The organism is Nocardia sp. NPDC057668 (genome assembly GCF_042799795.1).
Taxonomy (GTDB): Bacteria; Actinomycetota; Actinomycetes; order Mycobacteriales; family Mycobacteriaceae; genus Nocardia.
The window spans coordinates 347,357-369,752 of sequence record NZ_JBHVIC010000004.1 but is presented as its reverse complement, the minus strand read 5'-3'; the positions used below and the strand labels follow the sequence as shown (position 1 = coordinate 369,752).

Below are 22,396 nucleotides of genomic sequence, written 5' to 3'. Positions count from 1 at the left end.
TGCCATTCGGAGGCACGGGTATGTTGTCAACTCTGCTCCCGGGCATCATCGGCGGCGAGGAATTGGTCCACGTCGTCGCTGTCGTCGTCATGGGCTTCGAGCAGGCGCTCGTTGAGCACCGGGATCGAATGGTCCAGCCAATCGGGCCGTTCGCCGCCGACGGGCAGCAGCTCGTGCCGTTCGACGAATTGTTCGGCGAGGTGCCGGACCGATTCCCGCAGTGCGCCGAGAACGACTCCCTCGGCCAAGCCGGTCAGCTCCCGCAACAGCTCGCGAGTCCGGTCGAGTTGATCGGATTCGGTGCCGCCGGCATGGATGCGGGGCCACAGCGTGCGCTCGAAGATGTCGCCGAAATCGGCTGCGATCTGGTCGGTATGCGCCCGCAGCCGGGCAATCTGATCGAGCACATCGCCCGGCGGCAGGTCCAGTTCGGCGACCCGCAGGCCACTGCCGAGCACCCAGCGTCGGGTCTGCGGACGGCCGCGCCGCCACCGGATCAATCCGAGACGAGTTGCCTTGCGCAGCAGGGCAGGTCGCAGTCCCTTCGGCTTGATCATCTGCCGGATGTCGCCCAGGGTGAGCGGTACCCAATCCTCGGGTCCGCCCGGCAACGCGAGTAGGTCGGCGACTGTCGCCCCCTGCTCGCGTGCGGTCAGCAACTCGGCGATCGAGCCGAGCGAAAAGCCTCGGTCCTGCAGTCGCTGCACCAGTTCGAGACGGTTCAGGTGGGAGCTGTCGTAACGCGCGGTGCGCCCGACGCGGCGCGGCGCATGCAACAGCCCCTTCGACTGATACATCCGCACGGTACTGGTGGGCACACCGACTCGCGTGGCCAGCTCTTCGACCGTGAGGTCCGTATCTGTCGTTCGCACCAGTCGAGCATGCGCGGCATCAACGTTGCTAGTCAATACTATTCTAGTAAATGCTCGAATCGTCATCGCGACGGTGCGCTCCCGCAACGTCCGACCACGGTTCCCCGCATTGAAATCCCGGCACGCGCGGACCGGCCCGACAGTTACCGCTGGCATTACAGTATCGCTTACTATCGGTATTGGAACCGTGCGACCGCACCGGCGCGGAACAGCCGGATACGAGGAGGCCCGAACCCATGACGAGCGTGTCCACCGGAACCGAGCAGGTAGCCGACGCGGAGTTCACCGAAATACTCGCCCAGACACGACGATTCGTGCGCACCGTCGTCATGGGCCGGGAACGGGAGATCGCCGAGCTGGACCGGATGCCGGACGAGATCACCGCGCAGGCCAAGGCGATGGGGCTCTACGGCTATGCGATACCCCAGGAATGGGGCGGGCTCGGCCTGAATCTCGCCCAGGACGTGGAACTGGCAATGGAACTCGGTTACACCACCCTCGCGCTGCGGTCGATGTTCGGCACCAACAACGGCATCGCCGGGCAGGTGCTGGTCGGATACGGCACCCATGATCAGAAGTCGCGCTGGCTCGAACGCATCGCCTCGGGTGACGTCGTGGCGTCCTTCGCGCTCACCGAGGCCGGCGCGGGCTCGAATCCCGGATCCCTGCGGACGACCGCGACCCGATCCGGGACGGACTGGATCATCAACGGCGAGAAGCGATTCATCACCAATGCCCCGGTGGCCGATCTGTTCGTCGTGTTCGCCCGGACCCGTCCGGCCGACGACAACGGCGCGGGCATCGCGGTATTCCTCGTCCCCGCCGGAACGCCCGGACTCGAGGTCGGTCCCAAGGACCGCAAGATGGGGCAGGAGGGCGCGTGGACGTCGGAGGTCCGCTTCCGGGACGTGCGGGTCGCTTCCGCCGCCGTGGTCGGCGGCAGCGAGGACATCGGCTATCGCGCCGCGATGACGTCGCTGGCCCGCGGCCGGGTGCATATCGCCGCGCTGGCCGTCGGCGCGGCCCAGCGCGCCCTGGACGAGTCGGTCGCCTACGCCGCGACCGCCACCCAGGGCGGCACCGCGATCGGGGAGTTCCAGTTGGTCCAGGCCATGCTCGCCGATATGCAGACCGGCGTCATGGCGGGCCGAGCGCTGGTACGGGCGGCGGCCCAGAGCTGGGTGACGGACGAAGATCGCCGGGTCGCCCCGTCCGCGGCCAAGCTCTACTGCACCGAAATGGCGGGCCACGTAGCCGATCTCGCCGTTCAGGTGCACGGCGGCACGGGATACATGCGCGGGGTCACCGTGGAACGGATCTATCGCGATGTCCGGCTGCTTCGCCTCTACGAGGGCACGAGCGAGATACAGCGGTTGATCATCGGTGGCGGCCTGATCAAGAGTGCCCAGCGCGCATCGGCACGCTGAACGGGCCGCGGCGGCCGGTGAGTGATCACCCGGCCGCCGCGTCTCAAGGCATGATCGCGGTCCGCGATACCGGGCTCGCCGCCGATTGCCGGGCATAGATGCCGCGCTGCAACGACGTCAGCAGCGCGTTGCGTGTTTCCGCCGGGCTGATCAGCTCGTCGAAGCCCATGTGCTCGGCCGAGTGGTAGGACGCCTGCAGTTCCATGGCGGTCAAGGACGCCGCCACATCGTCGTCGGCGTTCGACGCGCCGCTGAGTGCCTCGGCGCTCATCGCCCCCATGGTCGCGCCCGGATAGGCGAAGGTCGCCACCTGGCTGTCGAAACTGATCAGCGACATCACCATCGAGCCGAAGCCGTAGGCCTTGCGCAGTGTCAGATGCAGCTTGAGCGTCGTGGCCGTCGTCTGCGCGACGAACATCCTTGCCCCACTGCGCAAGACGCCTTCGCGCTCGGACTCGCCACCCGGGAGCATGCCGGGGTTGTCGGCGAGGAAGATGATCGGCAGGTGGAAGGCGTCCGCGACCGAGATGAAGTGGGCCGCCTTGTCCGCGGCGTCGACGTCGATCGACCCGGCGATCACCTGGGGCTGATTGGCGACCACGGCGACGGGGTGGCCGCCGAGATGCGCCAGGGCACAGACGATCGCGGTCCCGAACCCGGGCTGCACCTCGAACCAATCCGAATCGTCCATCACGACATCGAGGACCGTTCGCATGTCGTAGGTACGCCGGTTGTCGCGCGAGATCAGGCTCAACAGCTCCGGCGTCGCGCGCGGGCGCGTCGACTCGTCCGCCTGATACACCGGCGGATAGGACCACGCCGACGACGGAAAGTAGGACAGGTAGCGCCGGATCTCGTCGAGGGCGTCGGCGTCGGTCTCGGCGACGTTGTGCACGACGCCGCTGGGAATCGCCACCCCGGGCCCGCCGAGGTCTTCCTTCGAAATGTCCTCGCCCGTAGAGATTTTGACCACGGGCGGTCCGGCGGTGAAGATCGCGCCCTGGCGGCTCATGATCGAGAAGTCCGAGACCGGGGCGATCAGCGCGCCGTGCCCGGCGGAGGGGCCCAGCACGCCGGTCACCATCGGGACGCGGCCCGAGCACTGCGCCTGCGCCAGCAGATCGGTGGGTGTGCGCCCGTAATGGTCACCGGTGGGCCGGAACCCGGCGCCTTCGAGCAGCATGATGAGCGGCACCTTGTTGCGCACGGCCAACTCCGCGAGCCGGTAGCGCTTGGAATTGCTCCCGGGCGCGATGGTGCCCGCCAGCGTGGTGAAGTCCTCCGCCCCGACCATCACCGGCGCGCCGTGGATGAGACCCGAACCGGCGACGATCGCGTCGGCGGCGATCTCACCGCCCACGAGCGTGCCGAATTCCTGAAACGTTCCGGGATCGAGCAATCGCTCGATGCGCGCGCGGGCATCGAGCTTGCCCCTGCCGTGATGCTTGGCAACCCGGTCGGACCCGCCCATCGCGTAGGTGTGCGTACGACGGCGCTCGAGATCGTCGAGGGTCTCGCCCCAGCTCTGAGCGTTCGAGGTCTGGGCCTTCGTCATCGAATGTCCTTGTCGTTTGGCGTTCCGCCGGATTCCAACGCGTCGTTGTCCCGGTCATCAGCGTGATTTATAGTTACCCTTACTGTCAAGCATTCGGTAACTCGTTTCCCGGGTTGCGCCATGCCACTCCGGCGCTCGCCGGAGCACGAAAGGATGTCCCGGTGCCCGACGAACCCAGCCTGCTCATCGACACGACGGACCAGGTGTTGTCACTGACGCTCAATCGCCCCGAGCGCAAGAACGCGATCACCGTGAGCATGTGGGAAACCCTGCGGGAGGTACTGCACGAGGTGACCGCCGGCGCGGATGTGCGCGCGGTCGTCATCACCGGTGCGGGCGGGAGTTTCTGCAGTGGCGCCGACATCTCCGACGCGACGGGGATGGACGAGTTTCCCGACCCGGTCGAGCAAACCCGGGTCATCAACTCCGTGGTGCAGCGACTGCACGATCTGCCCGTCCCCACGATCGCCAAGGTGCGCGGGGTCGCCGCGGGCGCGGGGTGGAACCTGGCGCTCGGCTGCGATCTCGTGGTCGCGACGCCCGAGGCCCGGTTCTGCCAGATCTTCGCCCGCCGTGCGCTTTCCATCGATTGCGGGGGTTCCTGGCTGCTGCCCAAACTCGTCGGGCTACAGCAGGCCAAGCGGCTCGCACTGCTCGCCGAGATGATCGGAACGGACGAGGCGATGGCACTCGGGCTGGTGACGTGGGTGAAGTCCGACGACGAGATCGACGCGTTCGTTGGCGATCTCGCGCGCGGGCTGGCGCAGGGGCCGTCGACCGCCCTCGCCCAGACCAAATCGCTGCTCAACGGCGGGGCCGACCGCACGATGAGTACGGCCCTCGCCGAGGAGGCGCGGGCGGCGGCGGTGAATCTGACGGGCGCCGACGTGATCGAGGCGTTTGCGGCATGGTCCGAGAAGCGGCGGCCGGTCTTCGCCGGCACGCGCTCCCCCGTGCGCTGACCGGTCGGTCGCCGAGAACTGTTGGCGGGGAATGAATCCTGCCAACAGGTCCGGCGAACTGTTCTCAGGTGAAGTCCGAGCCGCCGTCGACGTTGACGTTCGCCCCGGTCATATACGAGTTGCGGCGCGAGGCGAGGAAGACCGCTACCGGTCCGATCTCCGCGGGCAGCCCGGCCCGGGGTAGTTGCGCGGGATGCCCGAAGTGCGTGCCGATCGCCTCCATCAGTCGATACGGATCGGCGCTGTCGATGCCCGCCGATGCCGCCCACTCGACGAGCGCCGGTGTCACGACCGTGCCCGGCGAGACGACATTGACCAGAATCTCCTCCGGCGCCAGCAGCAGCGAGAGGTTCTTGGACGCGCTGGTCACCATCGCCTTGGCCGCGGTGTAGGCGGCTAGCGAAACGCTCTGTCGCTGGGTCGATTGCGCGGAGAAGTTGACGATGCGTGCCCAGGCGGCGCGGCGCAGCAGGGGCAACGCGGCGCGGACACACCGCACCATCGACAACGCGCCGTCCTCGACCGCGTCGCGCCACTGGTCGTCGGTCAGTATGTCGAAGGCGCCCTGCACATTCGGCCCGACGGAGTTGACGAGTACGTTCAGTTCGCCGTCCCAGCGCTCGCCGAGTTCGGCGAAGACGGTGCCGACTCGTTCGGCGTCCCGCACGTCCGCGACGATTCCGACGGCGTCCGGGCTGCCCTTCTCCGCCACTTGCGCTACCGCCGCGTCGACAGCGGTCCTGTCGCGGCCGACGATCGCGACCCGCGCCCCCTCCTCCGCCAGGCAGTGCGCCGTCGCCAAACCCATTCCACGACTGCCGCCGACCACGACCGCTGCCGCGCCGGCCAATCCCAGATCCATCGTGCCGCCTCACCAGTCTTGCCATTCCGGCACTCGATGTTCCTATACTATCGCCACAACAGTAGTCGCGACCGTCAGGTGATCGGATGACTCTTCCTCGAACGGCGGTCATCGGCGCCGGGATCAGCGGGCTGACCACGTCCAAGATGCTCGGCGACTACGGCGTGCCGCACGTCTGCTTCGAATCCTCGGATCGGATCGGCGGCAACTGGGCGTTCGGCAATCCGAACGGGCACAGCAGCGCCTATCGTTCCCTGCACATCGACACCTCCAAGCATCAGTTGTCCTTCCGGGATTTCCCGATGCCGCAGCACTTTCCGGACTTCCCGCACCACAGTCAGATCAAGCGGTACCTCGACGACTACTGCGCGGCATTCGATCTGCTCGAGCACATCGAGTTCGAGAACGGCGTGGAGCACGCGCACCGACTGCCGCGGGGTGGTTGGGAGCTGCGCACGCAACGCGGCGAGATGCGCCGGTTCGATCTGCTGGTCGTCGCCAACGGGCATCACTGGGATCCGCGCTACCCGGACTTCCCCGGCGAGTTCACCGGAACCTCGCTGCACGCCCACCACTACATCGATCCGCGCACGCCGATCGAGTTCTCCGACAAACGCATTCTGGTCGTCGGGCTCGGCAACAGCGCCGCCGATATCGCCGTCGAGCTGTCCTCGAAAGCCCTCGGAAACCAGCTGACGCTGTCCACCCGGTCCGGCGCGTGGATCGTGCCCAAGTACATCGCGGGCCGACCGGCGGACAAGTACTTTCGCACGAGTCCGCACATCCCCTACTCGTGGCAGCGCAGGTTCCTGCAGTGGACGCAGCCGCTGACCGCGGGCAACCCGCAGAACTTCGGGCTGCCCGCGCCGAATCACAAGTTCTTCGAAGCGCATCCGACCCAGTCCGTGGAGCTCCCGTTGCGCCTGGGTTCCGGAGACGTGAGCGTCAAACCCGACATCGCGACGCTGGACGGCGCGCGCGTGTCCTTCACCGACGGCAGCTCCGGCGAGTTCGATGTCATCGTCTACGCCACCGGCTACAACATCACCTTTCCGTTCTTCGATCCCGAGTTCGTCAGTGCGCCGGGAAACCGAATCGACCTGTACAAGCGCATGTTCGTGCCCGGGATCGACGATCTCGTCTTCGCGGGTTTCGCGCAGCCGACGCCGACGCTCTTCCCCTTCGTGGAATGCCAGGCCCGGCTGACCGCCGCCTACGCGGTGGGGCGATACGCGCTGCCCTCGGCCGCGGACATGCGCCGGACGATCGAAGCCGACCAGGCGCGGTACACCGGCCATATGCTCGACCGGCCCCGGCACACACAGCAGCTCGACTACTTCCTCTACGAGCACGACATCCGCACCCGTGAACTGCCCGCGGGAGCCCGCCGAGCGCGGGCCCGCTCGACCGGCCCGGCCGGGATCCGACGCACCGCGGGGGCGAGGCGATGACCGAGCGCTACGAGCAGGTGTCCTTCCGATCGCACGAAACCTCCTGTGCCGCCTGGTATTTCCCGCCTGCGCCGGACAGTCCGTTCGCCACATCCGAGGGCTGTCCGGTCGTGGTCATGGCGCCGGGATTCGGCGGCACCAAGGACTCGGGCCTCGCCCCGTTCGCACAGCGGCTGTCGGCGGCCGGCCTGGGGGTGTTCCTCTTCGACTTCAGAGGATTCGGGGCCTCGGAAGGTGCACCGCGCCAGCGTGTCTCGGTCAAAGGACAGATCACGGACTATCACGCGGCGGTCGCCGCCGCCGGTCGACGACCGGGCATCGACTCTCGTCGAATCGTGCTGTGGGGCGTCTCGCTGTCGGGCGGACTGGTGCTGAGCGCGGCCGCCGACCGGACCGACGTCTGCGCGGTCATCGCTGCCGTTCCGATGATCGATGTGCTCTCCGCCGCACGAAACGCACTGGCACAACAGGGTTTCAGCAGCGTCGCCCGGTCGACGGCGATCGAACTCGCCAGCACGGTCACCGCCCGGCTCGGCGGCACGGCCAGCATGGTCCCGCTCGTCGGCCTCCCCGGCGAGCGCGCGGTCCTGACCACGCCGGGCTACCGCGACAGCTACCTGGCCCTGGCCGGGCCGACCTGGGTCAACAGCGTGCAGGCCGGAACCGGTCTGGAGCTCAGCGGCTTCCGCGCCGACCGCCACGCCGCCCGCGTCACCGCACCCGTGCTGGTACAGATAGCGGACTTCGATCGCGCCGCCCCGCCCCACGCGGCCGCGAAAGCGGCCTTCAAAGCCCGGGCCGAGGTCCGCCACTATCCCTGCGACCATTTCGACCTCTTCCCCGGAAACCCCTGGTTCGAACCCGCGGTCGGTCATCAGGTCCGATTCTTGGAACGGGTGTGCGGTTGATACGCATGGAAGCGCTCATCGCGCGGCAGAGCGAGGTATGACATGTCGGAAGATCACATCGCACCGGCGGCCATCGCCGCCTTAATCGAGCGGGAATCGATCCGGGAGCTCAAGGCCCGGTACTGCCGCTTCCTCGACGGCAAGGATGAAGAATCCTGGCGGTCCGTCTTCACCCTGGACGTTCGCGTTCGCACCGACATCGGCGCCGCGACCGGCAGCGCGCCCGCACGGAGCTTCACGCTGGAAGGCGTAGACGCCTTCGTTCCGGCGGTGCTCGCCACCCTCGCCGGGGTGACCACCGTCCATCACTGCCACACCTCGGAGATCACGCTGACATCGGCGACGACCGCCGGCGGCATTTGGGCGATGGCGGATCGGCTGATCTATTCCGACGGCAGGGAGCTGCACGGTGCCGGGCATTACCACGAGACATATGAGAAGAGCGGGGGCACTTGGCGAATCAGCTCGCTGCACCTCACCCGTCTTCACGTGAAACTGATCGGAGACTGGACGAATGCGCCCGCGTGAGACCGATGTCTTCGTACGCGGCGGATGGTGAAGGACGACGATGAGCAAGCGAAAAGTACTCGTCATGGGTGCGAGCGGATTTCTGGGGTCCGCGGTGACGCGGCAGCTGGTGGATCGGGGTGACGACGTCCGGGTGCTGCTGCGCGCCGGGAGCCGGACGCGCAACATCGACGGTCTCGACATCGAGCGGCACTACGGGGACATCTTCGACACCGAGGCCGTTCATACCGCCATGGCCGATCGCGACGTCGTCTTCTACTGCGTCGTGGATACCCGCGCGTGGCTTCGTGATCCGGCCCCGCTGTTCCGGACCAACGTCGAGGGGCTGCGGGGAGTACTCGAGATCGCCGCGAAGGCCCATCTCGAGCGATTCGTGTTCACCAGCACCATCGGAACGATCGGATTGGCCGTAGATGGTGTGCCTGCCGACGAGAACTCGCCGCACAACTGGTCGAACCGGGGCGGGGCCTATATCGCCTCGCGGCGAGCGGCCGAAGAGCTGGTCTTCGAGTACGTCCACGATCGCGGATTGCCTGCTGTCGCACTGTGTGTCGGCAATACCTACGGTGCGGGCGATTGGCAGCCGACTCCCCACGGCTCGCTGGTCGCGCTGGCCGCGCTGGGCCGGCTCCCGGCGTACTTCCGCGGGGTCGGGGCGATGGTCGTCGGTATCGAGGACGCCGCGCGGGCGCTGCTGCTGGCCGCCGAGAACGGCCGCGACGGCGAACGCTACATAGTCACCGAAAGTTTCATGACGGCACGGGACCTCTACGCGCTCGCGGCACGGACCGGCGGTGTGCGACCCCCGCGATTCGGGATCCCGCTGCCCGCTCTCGTCGCTCTCGGATACGTCTTCAGCGCGGCGGGCAGGCTGCTGCGACGGGACTTCCAGCTCAATCACACCGCCGTCGAGCTGCTGCGCGCCACCTCCGAACTCGACAACGGCAAAGCCACGCGGGAGCTGAACTGGATCCCGTCGCCGACCGCGGACGCGGTGCGCGCCGGGGCCGAATTTTTTCTTCAGCGTCATAGAAACCGCAGGTCATCGTCTGCGATCAACGAGAGTAGGTATCCCGGGTGAGTGGTTCACTGACCGGCAGAACAGCATTCATCACCGGAGCGGCTCGCGGTCAGGGCCGCGCCCACGCGGTGCGCCTGGCCGCCGAAGGCGCCGACATCATCGCCGTCGACCTGTGCGGGCCCCTCCCGCCCGCGGTGCCCTACGACTCCGCCACCAAGGAAGACCTCGACGAGACCGTCCGCCTCGTCCGTTCCGCCGGTGGTCGCATCGTCGCCTCGGTCGCCGACATCCGGGACCTCGAAGCCCTCACCGCGGCTGTCGACGAAGGATTCAACGAATTCGGGCGCTTGGATGTGATCGTCGCGAACGCCGGCATCAGCCCGCCGCAGGCGTGGAACGAGATCACCCCCGAGTCGTTCCGCGACGTCATGGACACCAACGTCACCGGAACCTGGAACACGGTGGTGGCGGGCGCACAACGGATCATCGACGGCGGCCGCGGCGGTTCGATCATCCTGATCAGCTCGGCCGCCGGTATCAAGCTGCAGCCCTTCATGGTTCATTACACCGCGAGCAAACATGCGGTCACGGGCATGGCCCGCGCGCTGGCGGCCGAACTCGGCAAGCACGCGATTCGCGTCAACAGCGTCCACCCCGGCGCGGTGAACACCCCCATGGGCTCCGGCGACATGATCTCCGCGATCGGCCGCACGCTCGAAACGAACCCCCAACTGGCGAACATGAACACCCCCTTCCTCCCGGTCTGGATCGCCGAACCGGAGGATGTCGCGAACGCGGTCTGTTGGCTGGCAGGCGACGAGTCACGGCTGATCACCGCAACCGCGATGTCCATCGACCAGGGGTCGACGCAGTACTGATAATCGAGCGGCCGAGTTCGGATCGGACGCACTGTCGAGGTGAAGTTGATGGACCGGGACACGACGGCAAGCAGGAACGTCACCACCTTCTGCCGGATCTGCGAACCACTGTGCGGAATGGTCGCCACCGTCGAAGACGGGCGGTTGACTCGATTGCGCCCGGATCGAGATCATCCGCTCTCGGCGGGATTCGCCTGTCAGAAGGGCATCGCCTTCACCGAGGTGGTCAACGATCCGGACAGGGTCACCACTCCCCTTCGTCGCACCCCCGACGGTTTCGTCGAGGTCGGCTGGCAGGAAGCGATGGCCGACATCACCGCGCGGCTGCGCGTGATCCATCGACGCTACGGGTCCGGTGCGATCGGCTGGTACATGGGCAATCCGGCCGCCTTCAGCTATTCGCACCTGCTCGGGGTCGTGGCCTTCGTCAAGGGTCTCGGCTCGCGCGCGCACTACTTCACCGCCTCGACCCAGGACACCAGCAGCCGGATGCTGGCCAGCCAATTCCTCTACGGCTCTCCGCTCGCGGTTCCGATCCCCGATCTCGCGCGGACCGACCTGTTACTGATCATGGGCGCGAATCCACTGGTCTCGCACGGCAGCCTGCTGACCGCGCCGAGGATCCGGGATCGCCTGCGCGACATCGTCGGACGCGGCGGCCGGGTCGTCGTCATCGACCCGCGCCGGACCGAGACCGCCGCCGCGTTCGACTGGCTCGGCATCATTCCCGACGGGGACGCGTACCTGCTGCTGGCGCTGCTCAACGTGCTGTTCACTGAAAACCTCGCCGATCCCGCCGCGACCGAGAACCTCCCCGAGGGAACGACGTGGTTGCGTGCGCGGTGCGCCCCCTTCACCCCGGAGACCACCGCCGAGCACACCGGGATCGCACCCGAGCGGGTCCGCACCTTGGCGCGCGACCTCGCGGCCGCGCCACATGCCGCCGTCTACGGCAGGTTCGGCACCAGCGTCGGACGCCACAGCACCCTCACCGCCTACCTCATCGATGCGGTCAACCTCGTCACCGGCAACCTCGATCGTCCCGGCGGCAGTGTTTTCAGCACCCTGGGCATCCCGGGCCAGCGGTGGGCGATGATGGCGATGGGCGCCTCCCTGCGCCGAAGCTATCGGAACCGGCGCACCCGCGTCGGCGGGTTGCCGGCGGTGATCGGCTCCGAGCCCGCCGCGTTGATGGCCAAGGAGATGACCGTTCCCGGACGACATCGGATCAGGGCGATGTTCGTCAGCGCGGGGAATCCGGTGCTCTCGGTGCCCAACGGCGACGAGTTCGAAGCGGCGGCAGCGGGTTTGGACCTCATGGTCGGCCTCGATCTCTACGTCAACGAGACCACCGCGCACTGTGACTACATCCTGCCCGTCACCACGATGTACGAACGCGACGACTTCGCGATCACCTTCCAGCAGTTCCAGGCGACGCCCTTCCGGCAGGCGACCGCGGCGGTCGTGCCTCCGCGCGGTCTCGCACGATCGGAATGGGAGATCATCGACGAGATGATGCGCCGGATGGCCACGCGCACCCCGGTTTTCCTGCTTTTCGCGGCCATCCGCCTGGTGCTCGGACTACTCGGACGCCGGTTCCACCCTCGCCCGATCGTCGACATGATCATTCGCCTGTCCGACGGCGGGGATCGATTCGGACTGCGGCGCTCCGGGTTGACCTTCGGCCGGCTGATCCGCCGCCACCCCCACGGGACGGTGCTCGCACCGACCGTCCGGACCGGTGTGCTCGGGGAGATCGTGGCTTATCGAGACGGCCGAGTTCGGCTCCGGCACGAGGAAATAGCTTCCGAGATAGCAAGTCTGACCGGGCAGCCTCGGACGCCGGAATATCCCCTACGCCTGATCGGGATGCGCGAGCCGGCGTCCGAGAATTCGTGGATGCACAACCCACCGCTGCTGTGGCGCGGCGGCAGACGGGGGCAACGCGCGCTGATCCACGCCGAGGACGCGGCACAACTCGGAATCAAGGACGACGACATGGTGTGCGTGCAATCGGCGCACGGGCGGATCGAGCTACCGGCACGCCTGACCGAGGGTCTCGTGCGCGGGGTGGTGGCGGTGCCGCACGGGTACGGGCACAAGGGGACCGGCGGCTGGCGACGAGCCAATCTCGTCGGCGGGGTGAACGTGAATCTGCTCATGTCCACCGAACCCGGGGATCTCGAGGCTTTGGCGGGGATGTCGATATTGATCGGCATACCCGTGTCGGTAGCTCGGATCGACAACGCGGACGTTTGACGACCGCGCGGGGTGTTGCGGCCGTGAGCACGGGGTTTCGACGCGGACCCGAAGTCGGCTGTCCCGCATGCTCATCACACGGTTTGCCTCCGGAGGCCGAGCTGTGCGAGCCTTCCGAGGTCAGTTCTCTGAAAGGTCCGATCGTGACACTCGGCATGGTTCTCGGCGATTTCCCCTCTCGCGCTTCGACGCGGGAGCGGTAGCCCTGCCTGCCCTGACACTCGCGCCTGTGCCCTGACACAGGCCGTTTCTCCGCTCCCGTTCGAAGTGCTCTTCGTGCCCCTGCACGTTCGATCACGAGGAGTACTCGGTGTCCACCGATCACCGAACCGAGACAAGCACGTCCTTTTCCGCCCTGTGGCATTCCGAGAGCGCGACACCGCCGCCCGGCCGGGTCATCGAAGCGGACGACCGGATGAAGGCCGAGACCGCCTACCGGCTGGCCTGCGAAGGCACCGCCCTGTTGTGGCGCGGCGACTTCCACAACGCACGCCAACTACTGCAGGCGATGCGCAGACGCTGCGACCGCAAGCCGGTCCGGCACGGTGCCGATTCCGCGGAGTCCTTTCATCTGCACCGCCGGGCCCGTGGTCACCGTGCCCGGGTCCTCGGCAGACTTATCGTCCTGCTGGACAACGACTACCGTGTGAACCTGCGCCGGGCTCCCGACGTACGCGCGGCGTGCATCGAGGCATACGGTCCGCCGGGGCAGCCGATGGCGCTCGCGCTCACCGAACTCCTGGGAGTGATGGGAGCACATCGGTGGCGGGCGACAGGGGTGGCGGTGCCGGTCCTCGAAGCCCGCATTCATCCGCACTACGGCGTATTCTCGCCTGTCCGAGGCGAATACGTCGACCTCGTCGCCCGGGCCCCGCTCCCTGAGCTCGGCGGCCGGCGCCGCACCGCGTTCGACCTCGGAACCGGGACGGGAGTGCTGGCCGCCGTCCTGGCTCGCCGGGGCATCGAGCACATCGTGGCCACCGACATCAGCCCGCGCGCCCTGGCGTGCGCGCGCGAGAACATCGGCCGCCTGGACTACACCCGGCGCATCGAAGTAACCGGGCCCCGGCTGTTTCCCGACGGCCGCGCGGATCTCATCGTCTGCAATCCACCCTGGATTCCGGCCCGGCCCACCTCGGCGGTGGAACAGGGCGTCTACGACCCCGACGGCGCGATGCTCCGCGACTTCCTCGCCGGCCTCACCACACATCTCGAACCCGGAGGCGAAGGCTGGCTCGTACTCTCGGATCTGGCCGAGCATCTCGGCCTCAGAACCCGCGAGGATCTACTGTCCCGCATCCGCACGGCAGGACTGCACGTCGTGGACAGAATCGACACCAGGCCGCGGCACCCTCGGGCCAGCGACACCACCGATCCCCTCCACGTCGCACGCGCGGCGGAGGTCACCTCGCTCTGGCGCCTCACGGGCTAGGAGCCACCCCGTGCCGGAAACCGGTTCGCGCGAAACGGTTTCCGGCAGCGGGGAAGAACGTCAGTTACCCATACACCGGGCCGAGCACGAAGGCGTCACGTGACAGTCGCTGCCGCACAGGGCGTTTACCGGACTTCGGGCAATCACGCACGCAGTGCCAGATCCAGATCAGCCCAGAGGTCCTCGACGTCCTCGATGCCCACCGACAGGCGCAGCAGGTCCTCGGGCACTGTCGTCGCTTCGGTGCCCCACCGGCGGCGGCGCTCGAGGGTCGAATCCACCCCGCCGAGGGAGGTCGCGGGAAGCCACAGGCGCACGGCGTCGACAACGGCGTCGGCCCGCCGCACCTGGTCGCCGGACCCGGCCCGCGCCTTCGGCCGAACGCCGATGATCGCCCCGAACCCGTTCATCTGCGCCTTCGCGCGCGCGTGGCCCGGGTCGCCGGGCAGCGAGGGGTGCCGCACCTCGGCGACCTCGGGGTGATCCACGAGCCGCCGGGCGAGCTCGGCCGCGTTCGCCTGCGCGCGATCGAACCGAAGCGCCAGGGTCCGCAGGCCGCGCAGCGCCAGCCACACTTCGAACGGTCCCGCGATCGCGCCGTGCAGCGTGCGATGCTCGCGCAGGGTCGCGGCGAGCTCGGCGTCCCGCGTCACCAGCGCACCCAGGACGACATCGGAGTGTCCCGCAAGGTACTTCGTCACCGAGTGCAGCACGATGTCGGCCCCGTACTCGAGCGGCCGCTGCCCCAGCGGCGTCGCGAACGTGTTGTCGACCACCGAGCGCACACCCGCGTCGCGGGCGGCACCCAGCACGGCCGGCAGGTCCGCGACCTCCAGCATCGGGTTGGTGGGCGACTCCACGAGCAGCAGATCGGCCCCGTCGAGCGCCGCGAGGACGGCGTCGGTATCGGCGATGTCGACGTACCGCAACGTCACCCCGTGCCGCTCGGACATCTGCCGCGCGAGCACCATCCCGGCCTGATACGCGTGCCTCGGCAACACGAGCGTGCCGCCGTCGGGCACCAGTGAGAACACAGCCGCGATCGCCGCCATCCCGGACGAGAACACGATCCCCGCCCCCGGCTCTCCCCCACCGCACTCGAGCGTCGCGAGCGCCTCCTCGAACGGGTGCCACGCGTCGTTGTCCCCACGCGCGTACGACAATTCGCCCGAGGTGATCACACCCCGCGAGACGTACGTGGAGTTCATCGGGATGGAGGCGTTGACGTGCCCGCCCTGTTCACGGTCGGGCCGGCCCGCTGCGACGACGACGGTGGCAGGCGCGAGCGCGGACAGCTCGGGATGCTCAGGCGTGTTGCTCATGACGGCGAGAATACGGCGGTCGCAACACCGTCCTCCGCATCACCTAGGTCGATTGCTACGCGGACGAAGACGTGTGGTTCGCCCGGCGCGGCCGACGGCATCTGTCTTCGAGATCGCGGAACCGAGCAGCCGGACGACCCGTTGTCATGAAGTGCGAGTTGATAGTTCGAGTCGACCCCAACTGATCATGCCTGCCGCGAAGGAGTAGATCGTGCAGTCGACCATCGTGATGACGGGTGCCAGTCGCGGGATCGGAAGGGTCGCTGCCGAGCGGATTCTCGCCGAGCAGCCCGGTGTGCACCTGGTGGTTCTCGCCCGAGCGAGTTCACAGTCCCACCTCGCGGAACTAGCAGCGGGCCGAGGTTCGGTCACCCACATCACGGCAGACCTCGAGTCGCTCGACAGCGTTCGGCTGGCAGTCCATGAGATCGAAGCGCGACTCGACGGTGGCGAGCTTCCGCCGTTGATCGGGCTCGTCGCCAACGCGGGAATCCAATACACGAACGTGCTCACCGAAACACCCGACGGGTTCGAGTCGACGTTCGCGGTCAACGTGCTGGCCAACCACCTGCTCATTCGTCTGCTCGAGCCACGCTTGCGGGCGCCGGGGCGGATTGTCATCACCGTGAGCGACACCCACTTCGGGGACTTCAAACACAATTTGGGGATGGTCCCCGGTCCGGTCTGGCAAACACCGGCACGCCTCGCCCGCGTGGGTGCTCACCCCCGGCCGGAAACCACTGCCGCAGGCCGGGTCGCCTATTCCACCAGCAAGCTGGCCGCGATCCACCTCGTGCACGAGTACGCTCGCCGCCTCCCCGCCGGAGTGGACGTCCTGGCGTTCAACCCCGGGTTCGTCCCCGGCACCGATCTGGCACGCGACGCAGACCCATTCTCCCGGTTCGCGATGCGCCGAATCCTGCCGGCCCTGACGATCACCCCCTTGGCCAACAGCCCGAAGACCGCGGGACGCCACCTCGCCGACGTCGTGCTGGGCAAAGTCGAGGCGGTCACCGGTTCCTACATCGATCGCGATCGCGTGGCCCGATCGTCCGACGAGTCGTACAACCGGGAGCGCGAGGCCGAACTTTGGGTTGCTGTCGACCAGTTCACCTTTGGTGGTGGCGGCCGCGACGGCGATGTGCTGAAGGGATGAGGTCGGGCTCAGTTGGATAGGGGCACCGGCACCGCTTTTCGGGGTCGTGGCTACACCGGTGACTCGTAGACCGCGCGGGACCTGCCCGGCCCCTTGTAGTCGGCGACGACCGATATCCCGTTCATGACGTGGTCGCCGGGGACGTTGGTGAACCCGAGCGTGGTCCACGTGGCGTGGGCGGTGATGTTGCCGGGGTCGGACGTCAGGAAGAGGCGGCGGCATCCCCACTTCTTGCCTTGGGCGCGAACGGTTTCGAGCAGGAGGCGGGTGACGCCGCGGCGGCGGTGGCCGGGGTGGGTGATGACGTCTTGGAGGTAGATGTCGGCGGGATCGTCTTGGCTGCGGAACGCGATGATCGCGCCGGCGACCGTGTTCTCGGCGACGGCGACCGGGCAGGTGGCCGAGAACAATGTCGCGTACAGCCAATAGTCGGAATAGGTGCGGGGCGTGATGAAGGGCGCACCGGTTCCCATGAGGTCGATGACCTGGCCGATGCGGTCGACGGACAGCGGTTCGATGATCACGTTGGCACGACCTGCACGTCGTTGGTGTGACCGGTCGGGCTCTCCCCGCCGGCGGGGAGAGCGAAGCGGGCTTCGGGTGACATGGTCACGGCGTCAGCGGTTCGGGGCCAAATGCTTTGCCAGGGTGACGATCAGCGTGGCCTCGGGCGCCAGCGCGTACGGAACCATCGCCCACGGCAGCAGTTTGCCGCGCTTCTCGATCACCACGTAGGCCTTGTCCAGGGAGATGTCCCTGAAGTCGGACCACGCCAGCTTCCCCTTCTTCTGGGTGCGGATTCCACCCGAGTCCAGGCTCACGGCGCCGAATGTCAGGGTCTGTCCACGCTCGATCGCGCTCAGCGAATCCATGATCTGCTGGCGCCAGATGCCCGCGATCCCCTCCCGCAGATACGTCACGTACCGCACATCGTTGTGGAACGGGTCGATCGAACTGTGCTGTGGATCCTTGTACCAGTCGCTGAAGTTCGCGTATCCCCCGCCTGGACTGTGCAGGACATAGCGAAAGGATGTCCCGTTGTACGCCGAGTTGGTGTGGTGATGGGTGACGCTCTGCTCGACCCGGTTGAATTCCGCCCAGCGCATCACGTACAGCGGCTGCCCCGCCATCTTCCGAATCAACCCCGGCCCGTAGGCGTACACCCGGTTCCCCAGGTCCTTGTCCCGCCCCAACGACTTTCGGTCGCGCGCGACGACGAAAGCATCGATGAGCAGCCCCAGCCGGTGCTGCTCGGCCAGCTCGGCAACTTCCGCCGGCACCGGTTCAGGTAGGCGTGGCATATAAGGTCTCCTCCCTCGACTCGAAATGCCATCGTATTGGCACAACCTCGTTCGCCGGCGTCCGACATCGGAGGCTTGCCGGAGCGTTGTGTACGCCGGGAGAAAGCGAGACCGACCAGATGACAATGCCGATCCAGGTTGCGGTGTGCGGCCCGCGTGACTGCACACCCGCCGACGCCGAAAATGCCCGCGAGATCGGCCGGCTACTGGCCGAACACGGCGTCACCGTCCTGTGCGGAGGCGGCCGGGGTGTGATGGCCGCGGTCGCCGAAGGCGCTTCCGCCGCCGGTGGATTGGTGATCGGGATCCGCCCCGACACCGACTCCGGCAGCATCTGCGCCGGCCTGTCCGCGGTCCTGTACACGGGCATCGGTGAGGCCCGCAACGCGATCATCGTCAACTCCGGTGACGCGGTCATCGTGGTCGGCGGCAGTTGGGGAACACTGTCCGAGCTCGCGCTGGCGAACCGGCGCGGCGGCATACCGATCGTGACCATCGGCGGCTGGCAGATCCTCGACGCCGATGGCAATCCGATGGAGGCCGCCGTGGTGGCGGACTCCCCGGAAGCAGCTGTCACCGAAGCGCTCACACGCGCGGGCCGTCGCCTCTGATCCCGCCCTCAGGCGCGGAATCAGTGCCGGGCTTACCGAACCAGCGGGTGAGGTGACCGTCTAGGTCCTGCTGATCGTCGCCGAACCAGGCGACATAGCCGTCGGGTCGCAGCAGGACGCACGGAACATCCAGTGCCGCAGAGGAATTCGCGAGGTAGTCGACCCGGTCTGACCAACCTCCGACTGTCAGGTGTTCGGTGCGGTCCAGCAGCAGACCTCGGCCACGATTCAGCAGACCGTAAAGGCGGCCCTGTTTCAGGTCCATGTCGGGCAGGCGGCGGCCGAGCAGGTCGGGGCCCTCGCCGAAGTCGTAACGGATGTCGACGGCGGTGATCTTCTCGATCAGATAGCGGTTCACCTCGTCGAAGTCCATCAGTTCGGTGAGCAGCCTGCGCACCGCCTGAGGGCCCGGTTCGGTGGAGTGCAGTTCCGTTTGGGCGCGGGTGTTGTCGAGTACGTCCGCGGCGACCGGATGACGTTCGGTCTGGTAGGTGTCCAGCAGTGTTTCCGGTGCCCAGCCGCAGATCTGTGCGGCCAGTTTCCAGCCGAGGTTGACCGCGTCCTGAATGCCCAGGTTCAGGCCTTGTCCGCCGAAGGGCGGGTGGATGTGCGCCGCATCGCCGGCCAGCAGCACACGCCCGACCCGATAACGCTCGGCCAGCCGAGTGGCATCTCCGAAGCGGGACAACCAGCGCGGGGAGTGCACGCCGAAATCGGTTCCGGCGATGGCGCGCAACTGTTGTTTGAAATCGTCGAGGGTGGGCGGCTCCGCACGATCGCTGACTCCGGCGGCGGGGACCACGACGCCGTAGGCACCTTCGCCGACGGGCTGGAGCCTGAAACGCTTGTTGGTCGCGTAGATCTCGCCCGCCTTGGCAGCGACCTCTTCTTGCGGCACACCCACTTCCATCTCCCCCATGAGGGTGTCATTCCGTGAGGGCTCGCCGGGGAATCCGACGCCGAGCAGTTTGCGCACCGTACTGCGCGCGCCGTCACACCCGATGAGGTAACGCGCACGCAGCTTCTCCCCGTCGGCCAGCTCGACGGTCACACCCTCGTTGTCCTGCTCGAAACCGGCCACCGCGCAACCACGTCGGACTTGCGCGCCCAGCGCGATCGCATGTTCTTCGAGCAGGTGAACGATGACCGCCTGCGGAATGCCCAGCAGATAGGCGTGCTCCGAATCCAGGCCCTCGGGCGCGGGTTTGGGGATGGCGGCGAAGATACCGCCGACCGGTCGCCGTCTTCCACGTTCGAGCATCCGATCCAGCAGTCCACGCATCGCCATCAGCTCGAGACTGCGCATGTGCAGACTGACTATGCGCACGAACGACACGGGCTCAGGTTCTTTCTCCAGAACGAGTACTCGTACATCGTGCAGCCGCAGTTCGGCGGCCAGCATCAAACCGGTCGGGCCGGACCCGGCAATGATCACATCGAATGTCTGTGGCGCGCATCCGCTGCCGAAGGCCCGCTGTCGGAAACCGGGGACGTCACCGGAGGAGACATCCCGCTCGACAGTTGCGTTCGACGACGGGGTGGACTGAGGAGAGTTCACAGGTGTTGCCTTTTCGGGAGTGCTGGTGAACGGCGCTCCCGGACGACGACCTATCGCCCGACCATGACCCACGAGGGGAGCACCCATGTCGATACTGCGTTCACGGATACCACCTCCTCGGTCTCTTGCACGGCCTCCGGCAAAGTATCAGTGGTCGCCGTGGTTCGCCAACAGGTTTTAACGCCGCCGCCTGGAGCGCGAGACGGCGGAGCACCGAACCCCGAGCGCGGCTAGCCGGCGTAGCGGGAGGCGACGGCGGCGAATGCCTCTTTGGGTTCCCAACTCATATCCGGGTAGGTGGTGCCGCGGCGGTCTTCGAGCACCTTGACGATGCCCAGACTGGCGCGGTCGAGGTCGTCGCGGGGATCGCCGTCGGGGCGGTGGGGGTGACTGTGCAACGCGAACAGGAACACGAAAGTGCTGTCGACGCCTTCGTTGTCGAAGATCTCCAGCAGCTCGCTCAGGTAGGCGGCCTGCCCGGCCTCGTCGCGGGTGTAGTCGCCGCTCAACCGGACCGCGGCGCCGGTCGCGGGGTCGTATTCGACGATCTCGTTGCTGCGTGGGGCCACATCGGCGGCGCCTTGCCAGGTAGCCGTGCCGAATCCAGTGATCGCCAGCGGTTTTCCCTGCGCGACCAGCTCGCGCACGCCGGCTCCGAACTGATCGGCGACCTCGGCGGAGCGGATGAGTTCGATCGACATGATGTCGAAGGGTGTCCAATCGATCCGCTCGAACGGTATGGCGCAATAGGTGATTCGGCCTCCGAACTGCTCGCGCACCATTCTGACGGCCTCACCGAGGAAGTCGTCGAGCCGAGCGACCAGCTCGCCGAGTCGCTCGTTGCGGGCATACGGATTGCCGAGCAGGGGCTCCAGCCGCTCCCAGACGGTGTCCCCGGGCAGGAACTCCGGGTTCATCAGGCTCAGTTCGACGCCGGTGACGAACACGACCTCGGCCCCGGTCAGCCGCAACCGCTCGGCCCGCCGCGCACAGTCTGCGAACAGGGACAGGATCTGCGCATTCGGCAGTTCCAGGGGGTAGGGCGAGAACCACACCTCGAGTCCCAATTCCGCAGCGCACCGGGCTGCCAGTTCCAGCCGGTCGGCATCACCGCCGACGATCTGAACGGCATTGCAGTGCAGATCATCTCGAATGATGGCCAGCTCCCGCCGGACGATCTCGAGGTCGAATTCCTTCCGTGACGTCTGGCCGTTCGAGAGAAAGCCGGTGTCATAGGTCATCCCCTTGCCGCGCATACGCGTGGTCCCTTCCGTCGATCGGGTTCGGTCGACGCCACACTAGGCCACAAACTTGCGTGCACGCAATTTTTCGTAGACGCATTTTCTGTGGCACGATCGGATCGTGACGACAAGATCGGCGGGATTGCGCGAGCGCAAGAAGCAGGCCACTCGCGAGGCGCTGCGGGAAGCAGCGCTGCGGTTGGCCCTGGAACACGGGCCGGACAACGTGCGGGTCGAGGACATCGCCGAGGCGGCAGGGGTCTCACCTAGGACCTACAACAACTACTTCTCGAGCCGCGAGCAGGCGATCGTCGCCGCCGTCACCGCCGAGCGAGAGGCACGAGTCGCCTCGGCGGTAGCGGCTCAGCCCACGCAGATCCGCCTCGCGGACGCCGTCATCGAGGCGATCGTCTCGCACTACGCCGACCCGAGTGACGAGCGTCGCGACGCTCTACTGCTGATCACCACACACCCGGCACTGCGCGCGGTATTCCTCAGCGCCACCGATACGATCGCGGAACCCCTCACCGCCGCGATCGGCGCGCGTCTCGGCGCTCTCGACGAACTCACCGCATGTGTGCTCGCCGCCAGCGTGGCCGCCGCCATCCGTGTCGCACTCGAACAATGGCTACAGCCGTCGGCACGCATGCCCGCCACCGTGGGCTTCGTCGTCGTGTCCGGCTCGCTGCCCGACCTGCTTCGCGCCGCGCTCGCCCCACTCGTGCCGGCACTCGACGCAGCCGAGAAGGCGACGCCACAACAATCCAGATGTCAGGAAGAGGTCTCTCACCGGGACTGATCCGCGGCCGCACACACGGCCACAGGGAATCACTCGACGGGAACGGCTGGATGTCGGCCGCATGGGCGGAGGCCCTACCGCGCCCGGCATCCGCGGCTCAAACGCGCTGTGGCGCCGAAGGTTCTGCACGAGCGAGCCATCTTTGAAAGGCACTCCGCCCCTCGCTGAAACCCGGCTGCGGGACACCGGCACGCCACACCTCTGACCACCGATAACGTTTGGTTATCGGCGGTCAGAGACCGCCTGATCATTT

At 67.3% G+C, this 22,396-nt stretch carries 20 protein-coding genes; 12 read left to right on the top strand and 8 right to left on the bottom strand.

What is annotated here, in order from left to right; genetic code table 11:
- Nucleotides 1–26 precede the first annotated feature (26 nt).
- The gene (locus tag ACFVBH_RS25805; RefSeq protein WP_379005253.1) at nucleotides 27–959 is read right to left on the bottom strand and encodes a MerR family transcriptional regulator; all 933 of its coding nucleotides are present in this window, start codon (nucleotides 957–959) and stop codon (nucleotides 27–29) included.
- Nucleotides 960–1,108: 149 nt separating this feature from the next.
- On the opposite strand from ACFVBH_RS25805, the gene ACFVBH_RS25800 reads away from it, so the two are divergent.
- A complete protein-coding gene (locus ACFVBH_RS25800) occupies nucleotides 1,109–2,299 on the top strand; it encodes an acyl-CoA dehydrogenase family protein (protein WP_379005251.1) in 1,191 nt (396 codons plus the stop codon).
- Nucleotides 2,300–2,342: 43 nt separating this feature from the next.
- Here the strand turns inward: ACFVBH_RS25800 and ACFVBH_RS25795 are convergent, their stop codons facing one another.
- On the bottom strand, nucleotides 2,343–3,854 hold the full coding sequence (locus tag ACFVBH_RS25795; protein WP_379005249.1) for an acyl-CoA carboxylase subunit beta: 1,512 nt from the start codon (nucleotides 3,852–3,854) through the stop codon (nucleotides 2,343–2,345).
- A 161-nt stretch (nucleotides 3,855–4,015) separates the two neighbouring features.
- On the opposite strand from ACFVBH_RS25795, the gene ACFVBH_RS25790 reads away from it, so the two are divergent.
- The gene (locus ACFVBH_RS25790) at nucleotides 4,016–4,816 is read left to right on the top strand and encodes an enoyl-CoA hydratase/isomerase family protein (protein ID WP_379005247.1); all 801 of its coding nucleotides are present in this window, start codon (nucleotides 4,016–4,018) and stop codon (nucleotides 4,814–4,816) included.
- 64 nt (nucleotides 4,817–4,880) lie between these two features.
- Here ACFVBH_RS25790 and ACFVBH_RS25785 read toward each other — a convergent pair whose 3' ends face one another.
- Nucleotides 4,881–5,678, bottom strand: coding sequence for an SDR family NAD(P)-dependent oxidoreductase (locus ACFVBH_RS25785; protein WP_379005245.1), 798 nt, complete (start codon nucleotides 5,676–5,678; stop codon nucleotides 4,881–4,883).
- Between the two features lie 86 nt (nucleotides 5,679–5,764).
- Here ACFVBH_RS25785 and ACFVBH_RS25780 point away from each other — a divergent pair, with 86 nt between their 5' ends.
- From ACFVBH_RS25780 to ACFVBH_RS25750, 7 genes are all read left to right on the top strand, one after another.
- On the top strand, nucleotides 5,765–7,129 hold the full coding sequence (locus ACFVBH_RS25780; protein ID WP_379005243.1) for a flavin-containing monooxygenase: 1,365 nt from the start codon (nucleotides 5,765–5,767) through the stop codon (nucleotides 7,127–7,129).
- Entirely contained in the window at nucleotides 7,126–8,037 is a 912-nt protein-coding gene (locus tag ACFVBH_RS25775) for an alpha/beta hydrolase (protein ID WP_379005241.1), read from the top strand. Before ACFVBH_RS25780 ends, ACFVBH_RS25775 begins: the two co-directional genes overlap by 4 nt.
- A 42-nt stretch (nucleotides 8,038–8,079) precedes the next feature.
- Nucleotides 8,080–8,565, top strand: coding sequence for a nuclear transport factor 2 family protein (locus ACFVBH_RS25770; protein WP_379005239.1), 486 nt, complete (start codon nucleotides 8,080–8,082; stop codon nucleotides 8,563–8,565).
- Between the two features lie 40 nt (nucleotides 8,566–8,605).
- Entirely contained in the window at nucleotides 8,606–9,646 is a 1,041-nt protein-coding gene (locus ACFVBH_RS25765) for an NAD-dependent epimerase/dehydratase family protein (protein ID WP_379005237.1), read from the top strand.
- Nucleotides 9,643–10,464: a mycofactocin-coupled SDR family oxidoreductase gene (locus tag ACFVBH_RS25760; protein WP_379005235.1), complete on the top strand. Its 822-nt coding sequence runs from the start codon at nucleotides 9,643–9,645 to the stop codon at nucleotides 10,462–10,464. The genes ACFVBH_RS25765 and ACFVBH_RS25760 overlap by 4 nt, the downstream gene beginning before the upstream one ends.
- A gap of 48 nt (nucleotides 10,465–10,512) precedes the next feature.
- Nucleotides 10,513–12,723: a molybdopterin-dependent oxidoreductase gene (locus tag ACFVBH_RS25755; protein WP_379005233.1), complete on the top strand. Its 2,211-nt coding sequence runs from the start codon at nucleotides 10,513–10,515 to the stop codon at nucleotides 12,721–12,723.
- Nucleotides 12,724–13,033: 310 nt separating this feature from the next.
- Nucleotides 13,034–14,155 carry a methyltransferase gene (locus ACFVBH_RS25750; protein WP_379005231.1) on the top strand — a complete coding sequence of 374 codons (1,122 nt, stop codon included), beginning with the start codon at nucleotides 13,034–13,036 and terminating at the stop codon, nucleotides 14,153–14,155.
- Nucleotides 14,156–14,298: 143 nt separating this feature from the next.
- Here ACFVBH_RS25750 and ACFVBH_RS25745 read toward each other — a convergent pair whose 3' ends face one another.
- On the bottom strand, nucleotides 14,299–15,477 hold the full coding sequence (locus ACFVBH_RS25745; protein WP_379005229.1) for a trans-sulfuration enzyme family protein: 1,179 nt from the start codon (nucleotides 15,475–15,477) through the stop codon (nucleotides 14,299–14,301).
- A 211-nt stretch (nucleotides 15,478–15,688) separates the two neighbouring features.
- Between ACFVBH_RS25745 and ACFVBH_RS25740 the strand changes: the two genes are divergently transcribed.
- Nucleotides 15,689–16,633 (top strand): SDR family NAD(P)-dependent oxidoreductase, encoded by a 945-nt coding sequence (locus ACFVBH_RS25740; RefSeq protein WP_379005226.1) that lies wholly within the window; start codon nucleotides 15,689–15,691, stop codon nucleotides 16,631–16,633.
- Nucleotides 16,634–16,683: 50 nt separating this feature from the next.
- Here ACFVBH_RS25740 and ACFVBH_RS25735 read toward each other — a convergent pair whose 3' ends face one another.
- Together ACFVBH_RS25735 and ACFVBH_RS25730 are read right to left on the bottom strand one after the other, a co-directional pair.
- Complete coding sequence (locus ACFVBH_RS25735) at nucleotides 16,684–17,157, bottom strand: GNAT family N-acetyltransferase (protein ID WP_379005224.1); 474 nt, start codon at nucleotides 17,155–17,157, stop codon at nucleotides 16,684–16,686.
- Between the two features lie 93 nt (nucleotides 17,158–17,250).
- Complete coding sequence (locus ACFVBH_RS25730) at nucleotides 17,251–17,934, bottom strand: DUF6585 family protein (RefSeq protein WP_379005221.1); 684 nt, start codon at nucleotides 17,932–17,934, stop codon at nucleotides 17,251–17,253.
- Between the two features lie 119 nt (nucleotides 17,935–18,053).
- Between ACFVBH_RS25730 and ACFVBH_RS25725 the strand changes: the two genes are divergently transcribed.
- The gene (locus ACFVBH_RS25725) at nucleotides 18,054–18,545 is read left to right on the top strand and encodes a dethiobiotin synthetase (RefSeq protein ID WP_379005219.1); all 492 of its coding nucleotides are present in this window, start codon (nucleotides 18,054–18,056) and stop codon (nucleotides 18,543–18,545) included.
- On the opposite strand, the gene rox is transcribed toward ACFVBH_RS25725, so the two are convergent.
- Both rox and ACFVBH_RS25715 read right to left on the bottom strand, forming a co-directional pair.
- The gene (gene rox, locus ACFVBH_RS25720; RefSeq protein ID WP_379005217.1) at nucleotides 18,520–19,980 is read right to left on the bottom strand and encodes a rifampin monooxygenase; all 1,461 of its coding nucleotides are present in this window, start codon (nucleotides 19,978–19,980) and stop codon (nucleotides 18,520–18,522) included. The genes ACFVBH_RS25725 and rox overlap by 26 nt on opposite strands.
- A 353-nt stretch (nucleotides 19,981–20,333) precedes the next feature.
- On the bottom strand, nucleotides 20,334–21,359 hold the full coding sequence (locus ACFVBH_RS25715; protein ID WP_379005215.1) for a hypothetical protein: 1,026 nt from the start codon (nucleotides 21,357–21,359) through the stop codon (nucleotides 20,334–20,336).
- Nucleotides 21,360–21,486: 127 nt separating this feature from the next.
- On the opposite strand from ACFVBH_RS25715, the gene ACFVBH_RS25710 reads away from it, so the two are divergent.
- Nucleotides 21,487–22,143, top strand: coding sequence for a TetR/AcrR family transcriptional regulator (locus ACFVBH_RS25710; protein WP_379005213.1), 657 nt, complete (start codon nucleotides 21,487–21,489; stop codon nucleotides 22,141–22,143).
- Nucleotides 22,144–22,396 lie beyond the last annotated feature (253 nt).